Origin of the sequence: Haloprofundus halophilus, assembly GCF_003439925.1 — an archaeon.
Lineage (GTDB): Archaea > Halobacteriota > Halobacteria > Halobacteriales > Haloferacaceae > Haloprofundus > Haloprofundus halophilus.
Map to the genome: position 1 here is coordinate 653,780 of NZ_QQRR01000001.1, position 15,859 is coordinate 669,638.

15 protein-coding genes and 1 tRNA gene are annotated in these 15,859 nt (G+C 64.9%); 5 read left to right on the plus strand and 11 right to left on the minus strand.

Annotated features, from left to right (window positions below; translation table 11 throughout):
* Positions 1-76: 76 nt before the first annotated feature.
* Complete coding sequence (locus DV709_RS03260; RefSeq protein ID WP_117591720.1) at positions 77-1,567, plus strand: DUF7289 family protein; 1,491 nt, start codon at positions 77-79, stop codon at positions 1,565-1,567.
* A gap of 22 nt (positions 1,568-1,589) precedes the next feature.
* Here the strand turns inward: DV709_RS03260 and DV709_RS03265 are convergent, their stop codons facing one another.
* From DV709_RS03265 to DV709_RS03310, 10 genes are all read right to left on the minus strand, one after another.
* Entirely contained in the window at positions 1,590-2,375 is a 786-nt protein-coding gene (locus DV709_RS03265; RefSeq protein WP_117591722.1) for a DUF7289 family protein, read from the minus strand.
* Positions 2,368-2,856: a DUF7266 family protein gene (locus tag DV709_RS03270; protein ID WP_117591724.1), complete on the minus strand. Its 489-nt coding sequence runs from the start codon at positions 2,854-2,856 to the stop codon at positions 2,368-2,370. The genes DV709_RS03265 and DV709_RS03270 overlap by 8 nt, the downstream gene beginning before the upstream one ends.
* Positions 2,849-3,808: a DUF7261 family protein gene (locus tag DV709_RS03275; RefSeq protein ID WP_117591726.1), complete on the minus strand. Its 960-nt coding sequence runs from the start codon at positions 3,806-3,808 to the stop codon at positions 2,849-2,851. Before DV709_RS03275 ends, DV709_RS03270 begins: the two co-directional genes overlap by 8 nt.
* On the minus strand, positions 3,805-4,446 hold the full coding sequence (locus tag DV709_RS03280) for a DUF7288 family protein (RefSeq protein WP_449272240.1): 642 nt from the start codon (positions 4,444-4,446) through the stop codon (positions 3,805-3,807). The genes DV709_RS03275 and DV709_RS03280 overlap by 4 nt, the downstream gene beginning before the upstream one ends.
* On the minus strand, positions 4,443-5,000 hold the full coding sequence (locus DV709_RS03285) for a DUF7287 family protein (protein WP_117591728.1): 558 nt from the start codon (positions 4,998-5,000) through the stop codon (positions 4,443-4,445). The genes DV709_RS03280 and DV709_RS03285 overlap by 4 nt, the downstream gene beginning before the upstream one ends.
* The gene (locus DV709_RS03290) at positions 4,997-7,033 is read right to left on the minus strand and encodes a type II secretion system F family protein (RefSeq protein ID WP_117591730.1); all 2,037 of its coding nucleotides are present in this window, start codon (positions 7,031-7,033) and stop codon (positions 4,997-4,999) included. Before DV709_RS03290 ends, DV709_RS03285 begins: the two co-directional genes overlap by 4 nt.
* Complete coding sequence (locus DV709_RS03295; RefSeq protein WP_117591732.1) at positions 7,030-10,185, minus strand: type II/IV secretion system ATPase subunit; 3,156 nt, start codon at positions 10,183-10,185, stop codon at positions 7,030-7,032. Before DV709_RS03295 ends, DV709_RS03290 begins: the two co-directional genes overlap by 4 nt.
* A gap of 263 nt (positions 10,186-10,448) precedes the next feature.
* Positions 10,449-11,267, minus strand: coding sequence for an FkbM family methyltransferase (locus DV709_RS03300; protein ID WP_157972634.1), 819 nt, complete (start codon positions 11,265-11,267; stop codon positions 10,449-10,451).
* A gap of 266 nt (positions 11,268-11,533) precedes the next feature.
* Positions 11,534-11,606, minus strand: a tRNA-Arg gene (locus DV709_RS03305).
* A gap of 78 nt (positions 11,607-11,684) precedes the next feature.
* Positions 11,685-11,978 carry a Sec-independent protein translocase subunit TatA/TatB gene (locus DV709_RS03310; protein ID WP_117591736.1) on the minus strand — a complete coding sequence of 98 codons (294 nt, stop codon included), beginning with the start codon at positions 11,976-11,978 and terminating at the stop codon, positions 11,685-11,687.
* A gap of 225 nt (positions 11,979-12,203) precedes the next feature.
* Between DV709_RS03310 and DV709_RS03315 the strand changes: the two genes are divergently transcribed.
* The 3 genes from DV709_RS03315 (at position 12,204) to DV709_RS03325 (ending at position 15,030) form a co-directional block, all read left to right on the plus strand.
* Positions 12,204-12,683, plus strand: coding sequence for a redoxin domain-containing protein (locus tag DV709_RS03315; RefSeq protein WP_117591739.1), 480 nt, complete (start codon positions 12,204-12,206; stop codon positions 12,681-12,683).
* Positions 12,684-12,759: 76 nt separating this feature from the next.
* Positions 12,760-13,587, plus strand: coding sequence for an HD domain-containing protein (locus DV709_RS03320; protein WP_117591741.1), 828 nt, complete (start codon positions 12,760-12,762; stop codon positions 13,585-13,587).
* A gap of 150 nt (positions 13,588-13,737) precedes the next feature.
* Positions 13,738-15,030, plus strand: a complete 1,293-nt coding sequence (locus DV709_RS03325) for an MFS transporter (protein WP_117594053.1) — start codon at positions 13,738-13,740, stop codon at positions 15,028-15,030.
* 4 nt (positions 15,031-15,034) lie between these two features.
* On the opposite strand, the gene DV709_RS03330 is transcribed toward DV709_RS03325, so the two are convergent.
* Complete coding sequence (locus DV709_RS03330) at positions 15,035-15,394, minus strand: twin-arginine translocase TatA/TatE family subunit (RefSeq protein ID WP_117591743.1); 360 nt, start codon at positions 15,392-15,394, stop codon at positions 15,035-15,037.
* Between the two features lie 178 nt (positions 15,395-15,572).
* Between DV709_RS03330 and DV709_RS03335 the strand changes: the two genes are divergently transcribed.
* Complete coding sequence (locus DV709_RS03335; RefSeq protein WP_117591745.1) at positions 15,573-15,803, plus strand: DUF7835 family putative zinc beta-ribbon protein; 231 nt, start codon at positions 15,573-15,575, stop codon at positions 15,801-15,803.
* Positions 15,804-15,859 lie beyond the last annotated feature (56 nt).

Here is a 15,859-nt window from a genome sequence, read left to right on the forward strand (position 1 = left end):
GGGAATCGTCGCTCTCGAAAATCTGTACGCGGAGTACAGCCATGAATTTTTATAGGTTGAGCACAATCAACTTCCAATGCAGAAATCCGGGCCCGCGCGAGAGGGGCGACTCGCGCGCGAAACGTGGGGGAGAGGCCGCGCGCAGTCGGAGCTCATCGGCGTCGTGTTGCTGTTCGGGCTGGTCATCGCCGGGACAGCGGCCGTCGTCGCGCTCGGCGGCGTCGCCATCGACGACGCGCAGGGGCAGTCGGAGTTCGACCGGGCCGAACAGGTGATGACGCTGTTCGACTCCAGAGTGGCGACGGTCGCACTCGGCGACGCCGACGTCAAGACCGTCTCGCTGGGACGCTCGGACGGCCAGTACACCGTCGACGAGTCGAGCGGTCGGCTCAGTATCGTCCACGAGAACTACGACGGTGGAGAAAACGACAAAGAGCTGTACAGCGAAACGCTCGGAGCGGTCGTCTACCGCGACGCCGACGGCGGTACCATCGCCTACCAGGGCGGCGGCGTGTGGTCAGTGCCTTCCGAGGGCCGTGCGTCGATGGTGTCGCCGCCGGAGTTCCACTACCGCGACGGGACGCTCACCTTGCCGGTCGTTCGGACGACGGGTTCGTCTACGTCGAGCGGAGGGTCGGGCGCCCGCATCCGTTCGCAGTCCCGCGGAGAGCCGGTGTACCCGAACCCGTCGGCGACGTACGAGGAGGAAGAGGAAGAGAACCCACGATACTACCTGAACCCGGTCGAGAACGGACGCGTCGTCGTCGAAGTGCAGAGCGACTACTACCGCGCGTGGGCGGCGTTCTTCCGGAGTCGAACCGAGGGAACGGTCGAAGTGCATCCGGAGACACAGACGGCCACAGTCGCACTCGTCACGCTCGGGACGAACGGCGACTTCCAGATGCCAGCCGAACGCGGGTCGATAGACGTACGCGGGATGGCCGAGCACGAACTCGACGACTTCAGTATCACGCTCCGCCCCGACAGAACCGACAGCGCGAACTTCAACAACCTCCAGTGGTCGCTCGGCACCGAGACGGGTAACCAACAGTTCGAACTTCACCTCAGAAAGAGCGGCGGGAACAAGTGTACTATCGACGTGTCGGCGACCGTCTACTACTCCGACGACGGCGGCGACAGCTATCACGGTTGGTACGACGAAGATGCCTTCGAAACCAACTGCGAGGACATCGACGACGACGGCGACGACGAAGTCGTGCTGGACACTAACCTTCTCGACGAGGAGTCGTCGCTGAACTATCAGAGCCTCTCACAGAGTCAACTGCTGCATTTCAAACCGAGAGATCTCGAGGAGGAGGCGACGTTCGACGAGCACGACGTGGACGGCGAGGCGACGTACGGCACCGGCGACGAACTCCCGCTCTCGACGCTGCTCCAACACTACTTGTCGCTGCTCGCGCCGTCGTTCGAACTCACCGTCTACGACAAGAACTCCAACACCATCAGCGAAGGCGCCTCCAGCGGCCGTATCACGTACACCGGCGACGACAACTACGTCACGTATCTCCAGGTGAGTGAGAGCGAAGTCGTCGTCGAACTCGACTGAGAAGAACTCGAACCGCCTCGGCCTACTCGAACTCCACGTTGAGATACGTCGCCGTCACGTGCACGCGGTCGATTGGAACGTCCGAGCACGTGACCGACGCCGCCGCCGCGCCCGTAAGTTCGCACTCGCGGCCGAGTTCCGACTCGAAGTAGCGCTCCCACGCGGGCGCTCGCTCCGCCGTCGTGTTGAGCCTGAACGTCACCGAGGTCGTCGCCTCGGGGAACCGCTCGGTTCCAGCGTGTTCGGCGCGGACGAGCACCGTCGTCGACCCGCCGACGTTCGACCGGCCGTCGCCGGAGTTCGTCAGAATCATCGGGACGACGAGGATTCTGTCCTCGCCGGTTCCCCGGGAGACGAAGTCGGGTTCGCGGAGCATCACCGAACCGCCGCCCGGGTCGGTGCGGATGAGCGCGCCGTTCTCGTACGCGAGTTCGGCGCCCGACCCCGTACGGAAGATAATCGGTTGATACGACTTCTCGATGAACATCGACTCGTCGTCGGTGACGTTCATCGAGTTCGACTCCCCTAACAGCAGTTGCGCCTCGGCGAGTTTGAGTTCGGTCGCCCGACTCGGCGCGTCGTCGTGGTGGATGTCGGCGATGTTGTCGGCCATCACGTCGAAGGCGCGCTCGGCGTTCGTGAAGCGCTCCGCGTCGCGGGCGTCCTGCAAGCCGGAGAAGCCGGAGACGTAGACGACACCGACCGTACTCGTGACGAGCGCGAACACGAGGATGAAGCTGACCGTCTCGCTGACCGCCCGGGAGCGGCGACTCGGTTCGCCGCTCGCCCGAGTACGACGGTCACGCACTCCCGATCACCAACTCGGAGCCAGTGTACTCGATGCGCACCGCGCCGCCGCTCACGGACTCGGGAACGATGGCCGTCCGCGTCGCAAACGGGACGGAGACGGTCACGTCCGGATTCGACGTCGACAAGCGAATCACGTCGCCGTCGCCGTCGCCGTCGTCGTCGGCCACGTCGACGACGTAACTCGACCCGACGACGCGCGGGGGGAGTTGCCGGTCGAGTCGCACGGTTCCCGAGGGGGCGGACCGCGCCAGTGCGTCCGCCGTTTCGAGGTCCGCGGCCAGTTGCTGACCGACGACGCGGAGTTCGTCTTCGACCGTCCGGTCGCGCTGGTCCTCGACGAGTCCGCCGCCGGCGACGAGCAAGCCCGAGATGAGGATGCCCGTGATACCCAGCGCGAGGACGTACGACAGCGTCGTCGACACGGCGCGGTCGTCTCGGGTCGGCGAGGGCGACGGCCGGAACGAGCGTCGACTACGCATCGGGCTCACCCGGGGCGACCCGTATCGTGGTCTCGTAGTCGAGGTCCGCCGAGTAGTACGTCAGCTCGACGGTCACAGCGTAGATTACGTCTTTCGGGTCAGGCCCCGACTCGTCGATGCTTCCCTCATTGATGACGAATCGGTAGGTCCCGCTCACCTGGTCACTGTTCACGTACGATATATCGTACGTCGCCGACTCCTCGAAGAACTCCAGCGCCGGACAGGGTTCGCCGCCGACGGTGGCCGACGTGAGGTCGACGGTGACGTACTCGTCGGTGGCGGACGCGCCGTCGTAGAGCGCGCACTGCTCGGTCCCGCTGGGGCCGTCGACTTCGACGCGCAGGTCGTCGTCGCCGACGCGTAGGAGTCGAACCTCGTGGACGTCGCTTCCGTCGTCGAACTCGGTTGCGAACGCGTCCTCGGAGTCGGATGCCAGCGAGTCGATTCGGACCCGCTGTTCGAACGCGCGGAGACCGTCGACGTCCGAGGCGACGGTCCAGTCGGTTCCGGGATCCTCATCGGCAGCGACGAACGGACCATCTGACTGCGCGACGGCCGTACCGACGTCGACTGCCGCGTCGGGGTCACCGGCGAGCGAGACGTTCACCACGCGGCCGTTGCGAATGTTGTAGTTGCCGACTTGACTGTCGAGTTCTCTCACGCCGCTCTCGACGGCGGTGGGGTCGACCGACGCCCGATTCCGGTTCTCGTACTCTATGAGGCCCGCGACGCCGTCCTCCACGTCGGCGCGGGTTTCGAGCGCCGCCGCGCCGCCCGCCGCGTCGGTGCTGCGCGTTGCGAGGTTCTCCGTGTAGATGGCGGAGTTGAGGATGAGCGAGAGCGCGACGAAGACGACGGCCAGAGAGAGCGCGCCGACGAGGAACAACTGCGCTCTGTCGCGGAGCGTCGAATCGGCGTCGACGTCTTCGCGGGCGCGTTCGGACCGACTCACATCCGCCACACGACCACCTCCACCCGGAGTACGTTGTACACTCCACTGTCCGCTCCGTCGGTGTCCTCGGCGTAGAAGTTCTCGCCATCTATCTCCGTTTCCGTCGGTTCGGCGACGCCGTCGTCGTCCTCGTCGTCGTACAGCACCGCGTCGTCGTACAGCGTGACGAGGTGTGTCGCCGTCGCCGCGTTGTCGCTCGGTTCGCCCTGGTAGAAGAGCCGCTGGCGGCGCTCGTCGCCCGCGTCAGTGTGGTAGCGGACGTAGACGTTCGCGACGACGCCGCGGTCGCCGAACGTCGAGCGGAGCATCCGCCCGAACTCGGTCGGCGGGTAGCCGCCGGTGTAGTACGTTTCGCCGGTCGCACCGCGGAACTCGTCGTCGTCGTCGCCGTCGGAATCGCCCCAAAAGAGCAGCGTCCGTTCGAGCGCACCCGAGTCGACGGCGGCGGTGAGCAACCCCTCGGCCGTCGCCTGCTGTTGGTTCTCGATGTGCTGGCTGGAGGTACTCGCGGATAGCGGCGTCACCGCCGTCACCTGCAGCGCGAAGATAACGCTCGTGAGCAGGATCATCGCCGAGAGCACCGCTTCGAGGGTGTGCGCCTGCCCGCGGTCGCTCCCTCTCGGGGTCCTTCGGGTCACCAGACGCGCACCTCCAGCTGCGCGGTCTCACCGGCGAGCGAGACGGTTCGCCACGCCACGACGACGGAACTGCTGTCCGTCGGCGGCGTCGGACCGGCCTCGAATCGGTTCGCGTCGTCGCAGCCGCTCGCGTCGGCTTCGACGATGCGCCGCTCGTCGTCGTCCCAGCAGAGGCGCTCGACGCCGTCGCCGGTCCGGTCGCCGTCGAGGGTGACGTTGAGGCGGACGCGATCGGAGACGCCGACGCGTTCGTTCACCGTCGACGCGTCGGTGTCGAACTCACAGTCGGGGTCGCCGGCCACCGACGCATCGAAGAACGCCGCTGCGCACTCGCCGTCGACGCGGTACGGCGTCTCGGGCGCGCTGAGCGTCCCGCCGACGAGCTGCGAAGCGACTCTGTCGGCGACGACGGTGTCTTCCTGTCCGCCGCCGGCAAACGGCGAGAGCATCGACGGGACGAACGCGACGACGAACGCGACGGCGAGGAGGAACACGCCCGCGCCGATGGCGAAGTCGATGGTCGTCTGCGCGCGCGAACTCGAACGCTCACTCATCCCACCACCACCCACACCGCCAGCGCGATGGTCTGGAGGACGACGACGAACTTGACGCCCGAGATGATGTCGGCGTCGCGGATGTAGCCGCTGATGAACGCCGACAGCACGGCCTGCAAGGTGACGGCGTGGAAGAACAGCACCGAGAGCACGTTGGTGTCGACGCCGCCGCCGAAGCTCATCCCGCCGGCGCTCTGTCCGCCGCCGCCACCCTGCGTCAGCCCCGACATCACGTCGAGGAACTGCGTCTTCAGGATGGCCATCACGGCCAAGAGCGTGAGATAGGTCATGATGATGATGACCACCTGCATCCGCGCGCGCGACTTCCGCTCGCGGTCGATGTCGTCCTGGTTCTCCGACGCTTGCGCCGCCGTCGTCAGCACGTCCGTGATCTGGCTGGACGCCTCCTGCGCCTTCGTGATGAGTTTGACCGTCCGCGCCAGTCGCGGGATGTGGTACTTGTTGTTGAACTCGACGAGCGCCTCCCTGAGACTCATCCCGTAGTGCACCTTCGCGTACATCACGTCGAACTCGTCGGCGAGTTTCCCGGACGACGTGTCCGACACCGTCTTGACCGATTCGAGCAGCGTCTGACCGGTGTCGTTGGCGCTCGACAGCTTCCGGAGGTTGTCGGAGAGTTTGCCGATGACCGCGTTGCGCGAGTAGACGTTCCACGTGTGGAACACGGCGAGCGGGACGGCGACGATGTACGACGGGACGTACCACCAGACGAACGTCCCCCAGACGGGTTGGGCGACCATCCCGTCCCACGACAGCGGCGCGACGCCGTTGGCCGCCGAGACGCCGATGACGACGGCGGCGACGGGGAGCGTGAAGACGAGCGTGAAGAGCGGGTTGTCGCGGAAGAAGATGTGCGGCCGCTTCAGCAACTCCTTGGTCTTGAACGTCCCCTCGCGGTTCTTCACGCGGTCGAAGAGGCTGAACTCGCCGACGAAGCTCTCGACGAGACCGAGGTGGACCAGGCTCTCTTTGTTCGTCTCGGCGAGGCGGTCGCTGCTGTCGGCGGGGTCGAGGTAGCCGTCGCCGACCTCGTCCTGCTTCACCGTCGAGACGAGGACGAGGAAACCGACCCCCGTCAGCGGGATGAGCCCGTAGACGGTCGCGTACAGGAGCATGTCGTCGGCGTTGCCGAGCATGCTCATGATGACGAGGATGATGATGAGAAGCAGGGGAAACAGCGAGAGCGTCATGTACATCTCGCCGAACAGCTCCAGCGTTTCGAGCGTCAGCTCCTGCTGCTGCTTGGCGGTGCGCATGTGCTTGTCCTTCTTGTCGTCGAGGAACTGCTGCATGTTGCCGCCGGAGTTGACGATGGAGAGCATGTCGGTGAGAAACTGCGAGAGCTCGTCGCTCGGCGTCTCCATCGCCTGCTTCTGGATGGCGGTGCGGTAGTCGGTGCCGAAGTACTCCGTCTCCTGGACGATGCTTCGGAACTCCAGTGAGACTTCGCCGTAGGTGTCCTCCGCCTTGGCCATCGACTCCAGAATCTCCAGTTGGTTCAGCCCGCCCACCGACAGCGCGTACATGAACGAGATGGAGTCCGAGAGCAACATGTCTATCTCGCGCTTGCGAGCGGAGGCGGTGGAGTACGGAATCGCCAGCAGCGTGCCGAAACCGAGACCGAAGCCGAGCGAACCGAACACGAGTCCGGTGATACCGACGGCGGCGGGCATCTTCATCGCCTCCAGGAGGTCGACGACCGCCGGGCTCGGGATGCGCGCGCCGAGCGACAGCATCTCCGTGGTCACGATACCGAACTGGAACAGCGCGTAGCCGAGCAGCGTCCCGGTGAGCCACAGCGCGAGGCCAACGAGCACGCCGACGGCCAGCGCCTGCGAGATGTACAGTTCGACCGTCGTCGTCACGCGCGCCTGCGAGAGCTTCTCCTCGACGTCGGCGACGAAGTCGCCCTCGGGGTCGAACAGCCACGTGAAAAGCGGGTAGAACGCGTCGCCGAGCTTCTCGCCGGCGTTGGCGCTCCCCGCCCCGCTCGACCCGGTGTCGAGGCTCATTCGCCGCCCTCGTCTGCCGACGCAACGCTGCTGGTCGACCGGCCGAAGTCCCACTCGTCGGTCACGTCGGAGCCGGCCTCCTCGTCGGTGGCGTCCGAGTCGGTAGACTCACTCCCGTCGGTTACGTCCCCGTCTCGGACCTCTTCCTCGTCAGTCGTCGCGTCGTCGTCGGACTCATCACCGTCCTCGTCGGTCGTTGCGTCGTCGTCTGACTCATCACCGTCCTCGTCGGTCGTCGCGTCGTCGAACGCCGAGGGGTCCTCGGCGTTTCGGTCGGTGACGTGCTCGGAATCCGCCGTCGACGTCTCCGAATCCGGTTCCGTCGTCGACTCCGCTGCCGTCGACTGCGAGGCCGACTCCGTCGCCGACTCCGCGGATTCTGCCGACTCCGCGGGCTCCCCGGGTTCGCCGTCGGTGAGCGCCGGGACGTCGCTGTCGTCGTCGTCGCCGTCCGCCAGTTCGGGGTCCGATTCGGCGGCGTCGAGCTCGGGGTCGTCCGTCCCCTCCCCGAGCGCCGGGCCGTCCACCGTCGGCGTCTCTTCCGGCGGCGTCGCCGACGTCGCCTCCACGTCCGCCGCGGGTTGGACGTCCGAGAGCGCGTCGGCGACGCTGCCGACGGGTTCGCCGCGGTACTGGTCGAACAGCTCCTCCTCGGCGCGGTCGAGAATCTCGCGGGCCTCCGCCAGCGTCTCGGCGTCCGGGTCCGGTCGGGGCACCATCTCCTCCTTCTCGGGGTCGATGTCGATGAGCACCGACTCCATCTCGCGGAGGTCTTCGAGGCTCCGCTCCAGTCGGTCGGTGGCCATCAGCGTCAGGATGGTCTCCGGGTCGTTGATGAACGCCTGGAACGTCGCCGCGACCTGGGTGTAGGTGTTCAACCCCCGGTCGATGAGGTACGCGAGGACGACCTGCCGCTGGAACATCTCGGTCTGCAACGTCTCCTCGGACCACCCGCGGTCGAACTTGATCTCGTCGAGGGTGTTCGAGTCGCCCATCAGGAGGAACTCGTCGTCCTCGGCCTGCCACTGGTAGACGTCCTGGACGTTTATCTCGTCGTTCTCGGCGTCGTAGTGGTTGATCTCGGTGAGCGACTTGTTCCGGCGGACCTTGTTCCCCTGTACCCGGGTGGAGGTCTGGATAGAGACGAGGTCCAACGCCGAGAACATCGTCTTCGAGACGTTGATGGGCTCGGTCGTGAAGCGCTTGAGCACCTCACCGACGGAGTCGGCGTGGAACGTCGTGTACGTCGTGTGCCCCGTCGACATGACCTGAAACAGCGTCCGACCCTCCTCGCCGCGAATCTCGCCCATCACGATGTAGTCGGGTCGCTGTCGGAGCGCGGCCTCCAGCAGGTCGAACTCGTCGACGTCGCCCCCGTCGTCGTCGGAGAAGGAGGGCCGGGTGACCGACGCGATCCAGTTGCGCTGCGGGAGTTCGACCTCTCGGGTGTCCTCGATGGAGACGATCTTCGTGTTCGAGGGGATGAAAAGCGAGACGGCGTTGAGGCTCGTCGTCTTCCCGGACGCCGTGCCGCCGGCGAAGATGAGCGACTTGTGGTTCTCGATGCAGAGCCACAGGAAGGCCATCTCGTCGAGCGAGAACGTGTGCCAGCAGATGAGGTCGATGGGCGTGAACGGGACGTCCTTGAACTGGCGGATGGTGTAGTTCGTCCCGTGGTCCGACACCTCTCGACCGAGCGTCAACTGCGCACGCGAGCCGTCCGGGAGGGTGGCGTCGACCTGCGGACGTCGCTTCGAGATACCTTTGCCGGAGCGCTGCGCGAGTTTGACGACGAAGTCGTCCAGTTCGGTCTCGTCGTGGTAGACGTTCGTGATTATCTGCTCGTAGTCGCCGTGGTAGACGAACACCGGCGAGTTGTAGCCGTCGCAGGAGATGTCCTCGACGTTGATGTCGTGTTTGATACCGTCGATGCGCTCGTAGCCGATGAAGTCCCGCGTGAGGAGGTAGAGCAGTTTCTCGACCTGGTACTCGGTGAGGTCGGCGTCGTCGTCGGCCAGCACCGCGGGTTCGGGGCGGGCGGCGATACCGTCGAGCTCGGCCGTTTCGCGCGTTACGGGGCGGTAGCCGAGCAGGCGGACGAGTTTGCCCGCGACGCCTTCGTCGTCGCCCGAGACGCCGAGGCGGTCGGCAAGCGTGTTCGCGAACGGCTCCGTCTGTTCGCGGCTGTAGAGGTCGTAGCGCTCCAGCAACTCGTACGTCTGCTCTTCGATGACTCGGCGGCGGTGGCCGTCGCCGCCGACCACGTCGTCGTCGGCGTACTTGATGGCCGTCCGGAGCTTCCCCGTGAGATACTCCGACAGCTCCGTCTCCAGCCGGTTCATGTGCGGCTGGACGAGGTAGTACTTGTCCTCGTTCTCCTTCGTCGAGTGGAAGATGACGACGAACGAGTACGGTTTGTTCACCCAGTAGCGTTCGACCTCCTCGAAGTGCGTCTTCTTCGCCATCGGCACCGCCTTCTCGAGGTCGTAGCGGTTGGCGACCGTCGTCGTACCTGCGTCCGTCGAGAAGAACGCGTCCTCGTCGAAGTCCTGCCTCGTGTCGACCGTGCGCTCCTCGACGAGTTCCTCCAGTTCCTCGGCGCGGTCGCTCAAATGCGAGATGGTGTTCTCGATGGCGTCGGGGTCGTGTCCCAGCGCGTCGACGGGGTCGAAGCGTTCTATCTCGCCGTCGGCGTCGCGCGGGCGACTGCCGTCGTCCTCGTAGTAGTACTCGCGCTTGTAGTGCTCCCAGATGTACTCGTCTTTGACGACCGGCGTCGTCTCGGGGTCGCAGAACGCCTCGAACAGCTCGTGGAGCGTCTCGGCGTTGCCGCCGGCGAGCCCCACCCGCGAGTCGATGTCGTCGGGGTGAAAGCCCAGAAACGACACCGGGTCGAGCGGGATGCGGTCCCAGTCTGCGCCGACGGGTTTCGTCTGTCTGTCCTCGTCGTCCTCCCAGCGGTCGGTGCCCGGCGCGGGTCGAAGCCCGCGGTAGAGGTCGTCGGCCGCTCCCGGCGGCCCGTACTCCTCCAGGTAGTCGTCCCACGTGTACTCCCCCACGGCGGCCGGGCGACGCGCCTCGGTGTCCGACGTGCCCTCGCCGGCGTCGTCGAACTGCCCGGAGTCCGAGTCGGCCGCGTCGTCGATAGCCATTGGGAGTGAGTTGTGTTCATTATTGAAAAGTCCTTCCACCAATTAACTCTCAATTACTTTGGACTAATTGAGGGTGCAGATGGGCTACCGGTAGTCGGAGAACCGAGATGCCGCCGCGTTTTCGGCCCCGTCGAAAGCGTCGGTTCCGCCGGGAACGCCGTGGAGAGGGCTCGATGCAGGGTGGTCGCGTCTCGCGGAGGCCGCGTCTCGCTGATGTCGCTCTCGTGGATGTCACGTCCCGCGGAGTAGTCGTACCCGACCGGCTACTCGAAGAAGTCGACGACGTCGTCGTCGTATCCGACGATGGCGGGTTGTCCCTGCTCTCTGGAGAGCCTGAACGAGTGCGTAGAGAACCCCAGTCGCTGCAGCAGGTCGGTTATCTGTTCGTAGTTGTTGTGCGTCTCGACGTAGACGAGACGACACCGGTCGGCCGTCAGCGACTTCCTGAGACCGGTCAGGACGTCGACGCCGGCCCCCTGGACGTCGACTTTCGCCACGGTCGGCGGGGGCGCGAGTCCGTTTTCGACGAGTGTGTCGCCGGACGTCGTCTCCGTCGGGATGCGTTTGAGCGGCGTCCCCCTCGGATAGATCGTGTCGAGCGACCCGTGTTGTGCGCCCGAGTCCGCGGTGTCGTACACGTTGAACTCGGCCGCTCGTCGACAGTCCGACAGGGGAGAGCGAATCACCTCGGCCTCGATGCCGTTCGCTTCGAGATTCGCCTCCAAGCGGTCGGCGTTCGGCGGGTACGGTTCGAACGAAACGACGGTACCATCGGTGAGTCGACTGCCGACGAGGCAGCTATAGATGCCGATGTTCGCGCCGATATCGAAGAACACGTCGTCGGGACGAACCTGCGAGAGGAGGTGTCTGAGAAGGCAGTCTTCCTCCCAGATACGGTAGTTGAGATTTCCCCACTCGACGACGTTCGTCGGGGTAAACACCGCCCTCGCCCCGCCGGATTCGACGAAGCACCGCGGATTCGACCGTAGGTACGCTCGAACCGCCGAGTCGTGAACGAGCGTCGCGTACTTGTGTGCCCGCGTCCCGCGGAGGAGACCTCCAATAGCGCCGACAAATGTCATACAGATTAAGCTCATCTGTCGCATATTTATGTTTATTTAAGGACATTTGGAAGCTACCGTCAGCGTGAGAATTGATGCGAACTGCTAGAGTCCGGACCGTGTGACACACTAGCAATGGAGAGTGGCGGCTGCGCGCGACCTCCCTGATTCGAATCCCACACATGTCGCTCTTCGGCCTCACTGCGTTCGGCACGAAGAGCGGGCGTGGCGGGAGTGAGCAAACGCGAAGCGTTTGCGAGCTACGTCGCGCGAGCGAACGAAGTGAACGAGCGTGATGGGATTCGAACCCACGATCTAGAGGTTAGGAACCTCTCGCCCTATCCGCTAGGCCACACGCCCCGACGCAGGTTCGGTGTCGTCGCTAAAAAGCGTACGCTTCGGCGGTGAAAATGATGCCCGACAAGGCGGGCAGAACGGTCAGTTGCTGCTCTGCTCGGTCGCTTCGTTGTTCGTCTGCGTCGACGCGGTCGACGTAGACGGCGAGGTGGTCGTCGTGTCCTCGGTCGAGTCGTCGGAGGAGCCCTCCATCTGCTGGAGTTCCTCTTCGATCTCTTCGCGTCCTTTCTTGAACTCGCCCATCGCCTGACCGGTCGAGCGCGCGAGCTTCGGCAGCTTGTTCGCGCCGAACAGCAGGACGATGATGAGGAGGATGATGAGCATTTCGGGCCCCCCCGGAAGCGCCCCGAACAGTGGTATTGCGGTGTCGAACATCTCTACTCCTGCTTAGCTCTGTGGCAGTTATAGGCTTTTTGCTCAGGAAATTCAGCCCGTTCGGTGACAGGAACCGTCCACAGAGTCCGTCAGGGACCCGAACGGCGTCGATTGCGATACCGACGACGCGGCGCGACGTGACGCCGGACGGTGTCGGAGCCTTCGGTAGCCCCGGCGTGGTGCCGCAAGCGCAAGCGTCATCCGCGTCAGTTGCTTTCGGCGAGTATGGTCGACGTAGGAGACGACGCCCCCGACTTCACCGTACCGCTGGCCGACGGCGACGTGGGTTCGTTCACGCTGTCGGAACGACTCGACGAGACGCCGCTGGTGCTGGCGTTCTTCCCGGCGGCGTTCACGGGGACGTGTACGAGCGAGATGAACACGTTCAGCGACCGCATCGAAACCTTCGATTCCGCGGACGCGAACGTCTACGGCGTCAGCGTCGACACGCCCTTCGCGCTCAACGAGTTCCGCCGGCAGAACGACCTGAGATTCCCGCTTTTGAGCGATACGAACCGCACGCTCGTAGAGCGCTACGGCGTCTCGATGGACTTCGCCTCCCTCGGCGTGGAAAACGTCGCCAAGCGCGCCGTGTTCGTCGTCGACGAGAGCGGGGCGGTGACGTACAAGTGGGTCAGCGACGACCCGGGCGTCGAGCCGAACTACGAGGAGATTCAGACCGCCGCGGCCGACGCCGCAAACTGAGCGGTGACTCTCTGCCGTGCGACGGGTCGGCACACCGAAAGTAAGTTCTTTTCGGCTCCCGAGCGTTGGGTCGGACATGAGTAGTGACGCGAGCGTCGACCCGACGGACGCGACCGACGGTGGGCGAGAGTACAACCCGGAAGCCGACCACGCCTACCCCGACGAGAAGCTGAACGAGGTTCTGCCCGAACTGCTCGACGACCCCGAGGTGACGACGTATCTGGAGGCGCAGAACGTCAACGCCGTCACGCGGAAGGGGTACAACGACCACGGGACGAAACACATCGAGATCGTCCGCAACCGCGCGTTGCGTCTGTACGACCTGCTCAAGCGCGGCGGCGTCGAGTTCAACGGCGCGCGCCAGCAGGGCCTCGACGAGGCCGACGAGCCCGTCATCGTCGCCCTCGCGGCGACGCTGCACGACATCGGCCACGTCGTCCACCGCGACGAGCACGCCTACTACTCGATTCCGCTCGCGGCGGACCTCCTGGACCGTTTTCTCCCGCAGTTCTACGAGACGCCGAGCGTCGTCCGGGTGAAAGCCGAGGTGCTGCACGCCATCCTCTGTCACCACACCGAGGAGGACCCGCTGACCCACGAGGCGGGCGTCATCCGCATCGCCGACGCCCTCGACATGGAACGCGGTCGGTCGCGCATCCCCTACGAGAAAGGCGGCCGCGGCATCAACACCCTCTCCAGCCAGGCCATCAACAGCGTCTCGCTCAAGGAGGGCGACGACGTGCCCGTCCTCGTCGAGATCGAGATGATAAACGCGGCGGGCGTCTACCAGGTCGACAACCTCCTGAAGGCGAAGATGCAGAACTCCCGACTGGAGGAGGACATCCGCATCGTCGCGGTCAACACCAAAGCCGACGACCAACTCGTCGAGCGCATCGAACTGTAGCGTCTCGAATCCTCAGACGCTCGGGAAACCGCCCGCACTGCGTCCGCGACGAGAGCCCGTTTTCCGGTCGTTCCCCGTGCGAACTAGCCGCTAACGCGTCCGGTATGCGGTCATTTATAACTCTCCTCACCATTTCGAATCGCAACTGTGGTGTCGCTTCCGGGCCGGTCGCTGGCACTGCTCAAAAACCGGGAGTTCGCCGCTCTCGCGGGGACGGCGTTCGCCCGTAGTCAGGCGTACTCGACGGTCGTCATCGCGCTGGCGCTGTACGCCGAGCTGTACGACACGACGGGCGTCGTCGAGGGGCTGTTCGGGACGGCGTTCGCGTTCGTGCAGCTCCTCATCGTTCTCCCGTTGGGTCGGAAGATAGACACCGGGAACGCGAAGCACTACCTGCTCGCCGGGTTGGCGCTGAACGTCGTCGTCTTCGGGGCGTTCGTGTTCGTCGACAGCGCCGTTCACGTCATTTTAGTTCGGATGCTCCAGGGGATCGGTGCGAGTCTCCTCTGGATCACCGGGTCGACGGTCGTCGGCGAGATAAGCCCCGACGACGAGAGCGGTCGGTGGCTGGGGTCGTACAACCAGGTCGCGGCGCTCTCCAGTCTCCTCGGTGACGTCGTCGGCGGGTATCTCCTCTACGCGCACGGCTTCACTCTCACGTATCTCGCGCTGAGCGCGGTGACAATCGGCGCGTTCGTCCTCGTGTTCTTCAACCTCCGGTCGAACCCCGGCGGCCGGAAAGACCCCGAGGACGCGACGAGCATCGAGACGTTCGGCGCGCTGTTGGACCGGCCGCTGGTCCGAGCGCTCGTGTTCTTCCGTCTCTCGTTCAGCGTCGGGAAGATGGCGGTCATCATCTTTCTACCCATCTTCGCAATCCGCGAGTTCGGTATCTCGGAGTTCGCGGTCGGGTGGATTCTCGCCGGCGGCAAGCTCACCAAGTCGCTGTCGCAGGGGTACGTCGGCGACCTGACCGACCGCATCGGCCACAAACCGTACTTCGTCGCGACGGGAGCGCTGGTCTACGGCGTCGGGACGGCGTTCATCCCTTTCGCGCTCGTCGCCGAGGGGACGCTCGACCCGGTACGCATCGAGACCTTCGAGGGGACGCTGACGCTCGGCGGCGCGTTCTTCTCGCTGTTCGCCGCCTACGCGGTACTGGGCGTCGCCGACAGCCTCCGCCTCCCGGCGAGCATGGCGCTGTTCGTCGAAGAGGGAGAGCGGTTCGACTCCGTCGCCAGCAGCATGTCGCTTCGCTCCATCTCGTGGAAGATCGGACAGGTGGCCGGCCCGCTGATGGTGGGGTTCGTCAAAGACTTCGTCTCTACTACCGCGGCGTTCCTGTTCGCCGCGGCCTTCATCGTCTTCGCGACCGGTGTGTTCGTCTTCACCTACCGCCGGATGAAGCCGACCGAGACCGCGGCGGCGGTACCCGGCGACTGACGCGTCAGTTCGCCGAGCGCGATTCGCTTTCGGTAGCGTCGCTCTCGACGTCGGTTCCGGTATCGTCGCTCACGGCGTCGCTTTCGGTATCGTCGCTCACGGCGTCGGTTCCGGTATCGTCACCCACGGTCGCCGAGGAGGGAGCACCCGGTCGGTCCGATGCGGTCGACGACGGCGACGGCGTCGACGACCGGCGAAGTTCCTGCTCGGTCTCTTCGCGCCCGCGCTGGAACTCGCCCATCGCCTGACCGGTCGAGCGCGCGAGTTCCGGGAGTTTGTTCGCGCCGAACAGCAGGACGACGATGAGGAGGATGATGAGCATCTCGGGACCGCCCGGCAATCCGCCAAAGAGTATAAACCCCATTTCGATGAATAGAGACGCCGTGCACCGATATAAACTCGCTGTGCGGTCGCCCGAACCGACCGGCGGAACGCCGCGATAGTACTTGAACGGCTTGTCAGTACAGCCAGTCTCCCTTCCGGGAAGGACTGTGAGATACGGACGGTACAGCAGTCGCTGTACTGGTGGAATATCGTAATCGATGGAGAAAGTAAATCGACAGAGCGCACCTACCGAACCGGACGACGACTACACGCTGACGGAGCACTGCGCCGACTGCGGACGAGAGACGGAACAGAAAGTCGAAGTGAGTATCGTCTCGACGAGCGACGAACAGCAGACGAACCCCGAGAATCGGAAGTTCGCACGCGTCCCGTGCCGGACCGCGACGTGTCTCAGTTGTGGCACCGTCACGGAACGACTCCGACGCTGACCGTCCGTCTCCGCTCCGAGCGCAGTTCCGCTCCGCGGAATTTCTGTACCTTCGTA

What these genes read in the sequence shown, in the direction of transcription:
- DV709_RS03260 (WP_117591720.1), top strand. Translation starts at nt 77, where the DNA reads ATGCAGAAATCCGGGCCCGCGCGAGAGGGGCGACTCGCGCGCGAAACG.
- DV709_RS03270 (WP_117591724.1), bottom strand. Translation starts at nt 2,856, where the DNA reads ATGCGTAGTCGACGCTCGTTCCGGCCGTCGCCCTCGCCGACCCGAGAC.
- DV709_RS03285 (WP_117591728.1), bottom strand. Translation starts at nt 5,000, where the DNA reads ATGAGTGAGCGTTCGAGTTCGCGCGCGCAGACGACCATCGACTTCGCC.
- DV709_RS03290 (WP_117591730.1), bottom strand. Translation starts at nt 7,033, where the DNA reads ATGAGCCTCGACACCGGGTCGAGCGGGGCGGGGAGCGCCAACGCCGGC.
- DV709_RS03295 (WP_117591732.1), bottom strand. Translation starts at nt 10,185, where the DNA reads ATGGCTATCGACGACGCGGCCGACTCGGACTCCGGGCAGTTCGACGAC.
- DV709_RS03300 (WP_157972634.1), bottom strand. Translation starts at nt 11,267, where the DNA reads ATGACATTTGTCGGCGCTATTGGAGGTCTCCTCCGCGGGACGCGGGCA.
- DV709_RS03310 (WP_117591736.1), bottom strand. Translation starts at nt 11,978, where the DNA reads ATGTTCGACACCGCAATACCACTGTTCGGGGCGCTTCCGGGGGGGCCC.
- DV709_RS03315 (WP_117591739.1), top strand. Translation starts at nt 12,204, where the DNA reads ATGGTCGACGTAGGAGACGACGCCCCCGACTTCACCGTACCGCTGGCC.
- DV709_RS03320 (WP_117591741.1), top strand. Translation starts at nt 12,760, where the DNA reads ATGAGTAGTGACGCGAGCGTCGACCCGACGGACGCGACCGACGGTGGG.
- DV709_RS03330 (WP_117591743.1), bottom strand. Translation starts at nt 15,394, where the DNA reads ATGGGGTTTATACTCTTTGGCGGATTGCCGGGCGGTCCCGAGATGCTC.
- DV709_RS03335 (WP_117591745.1), top strand. Translation starts at nt 15,573, where the DNA reads ATGGAGAAAGTAAATCGACAGAGCGCACCTACCGAACCGGACGACGAC.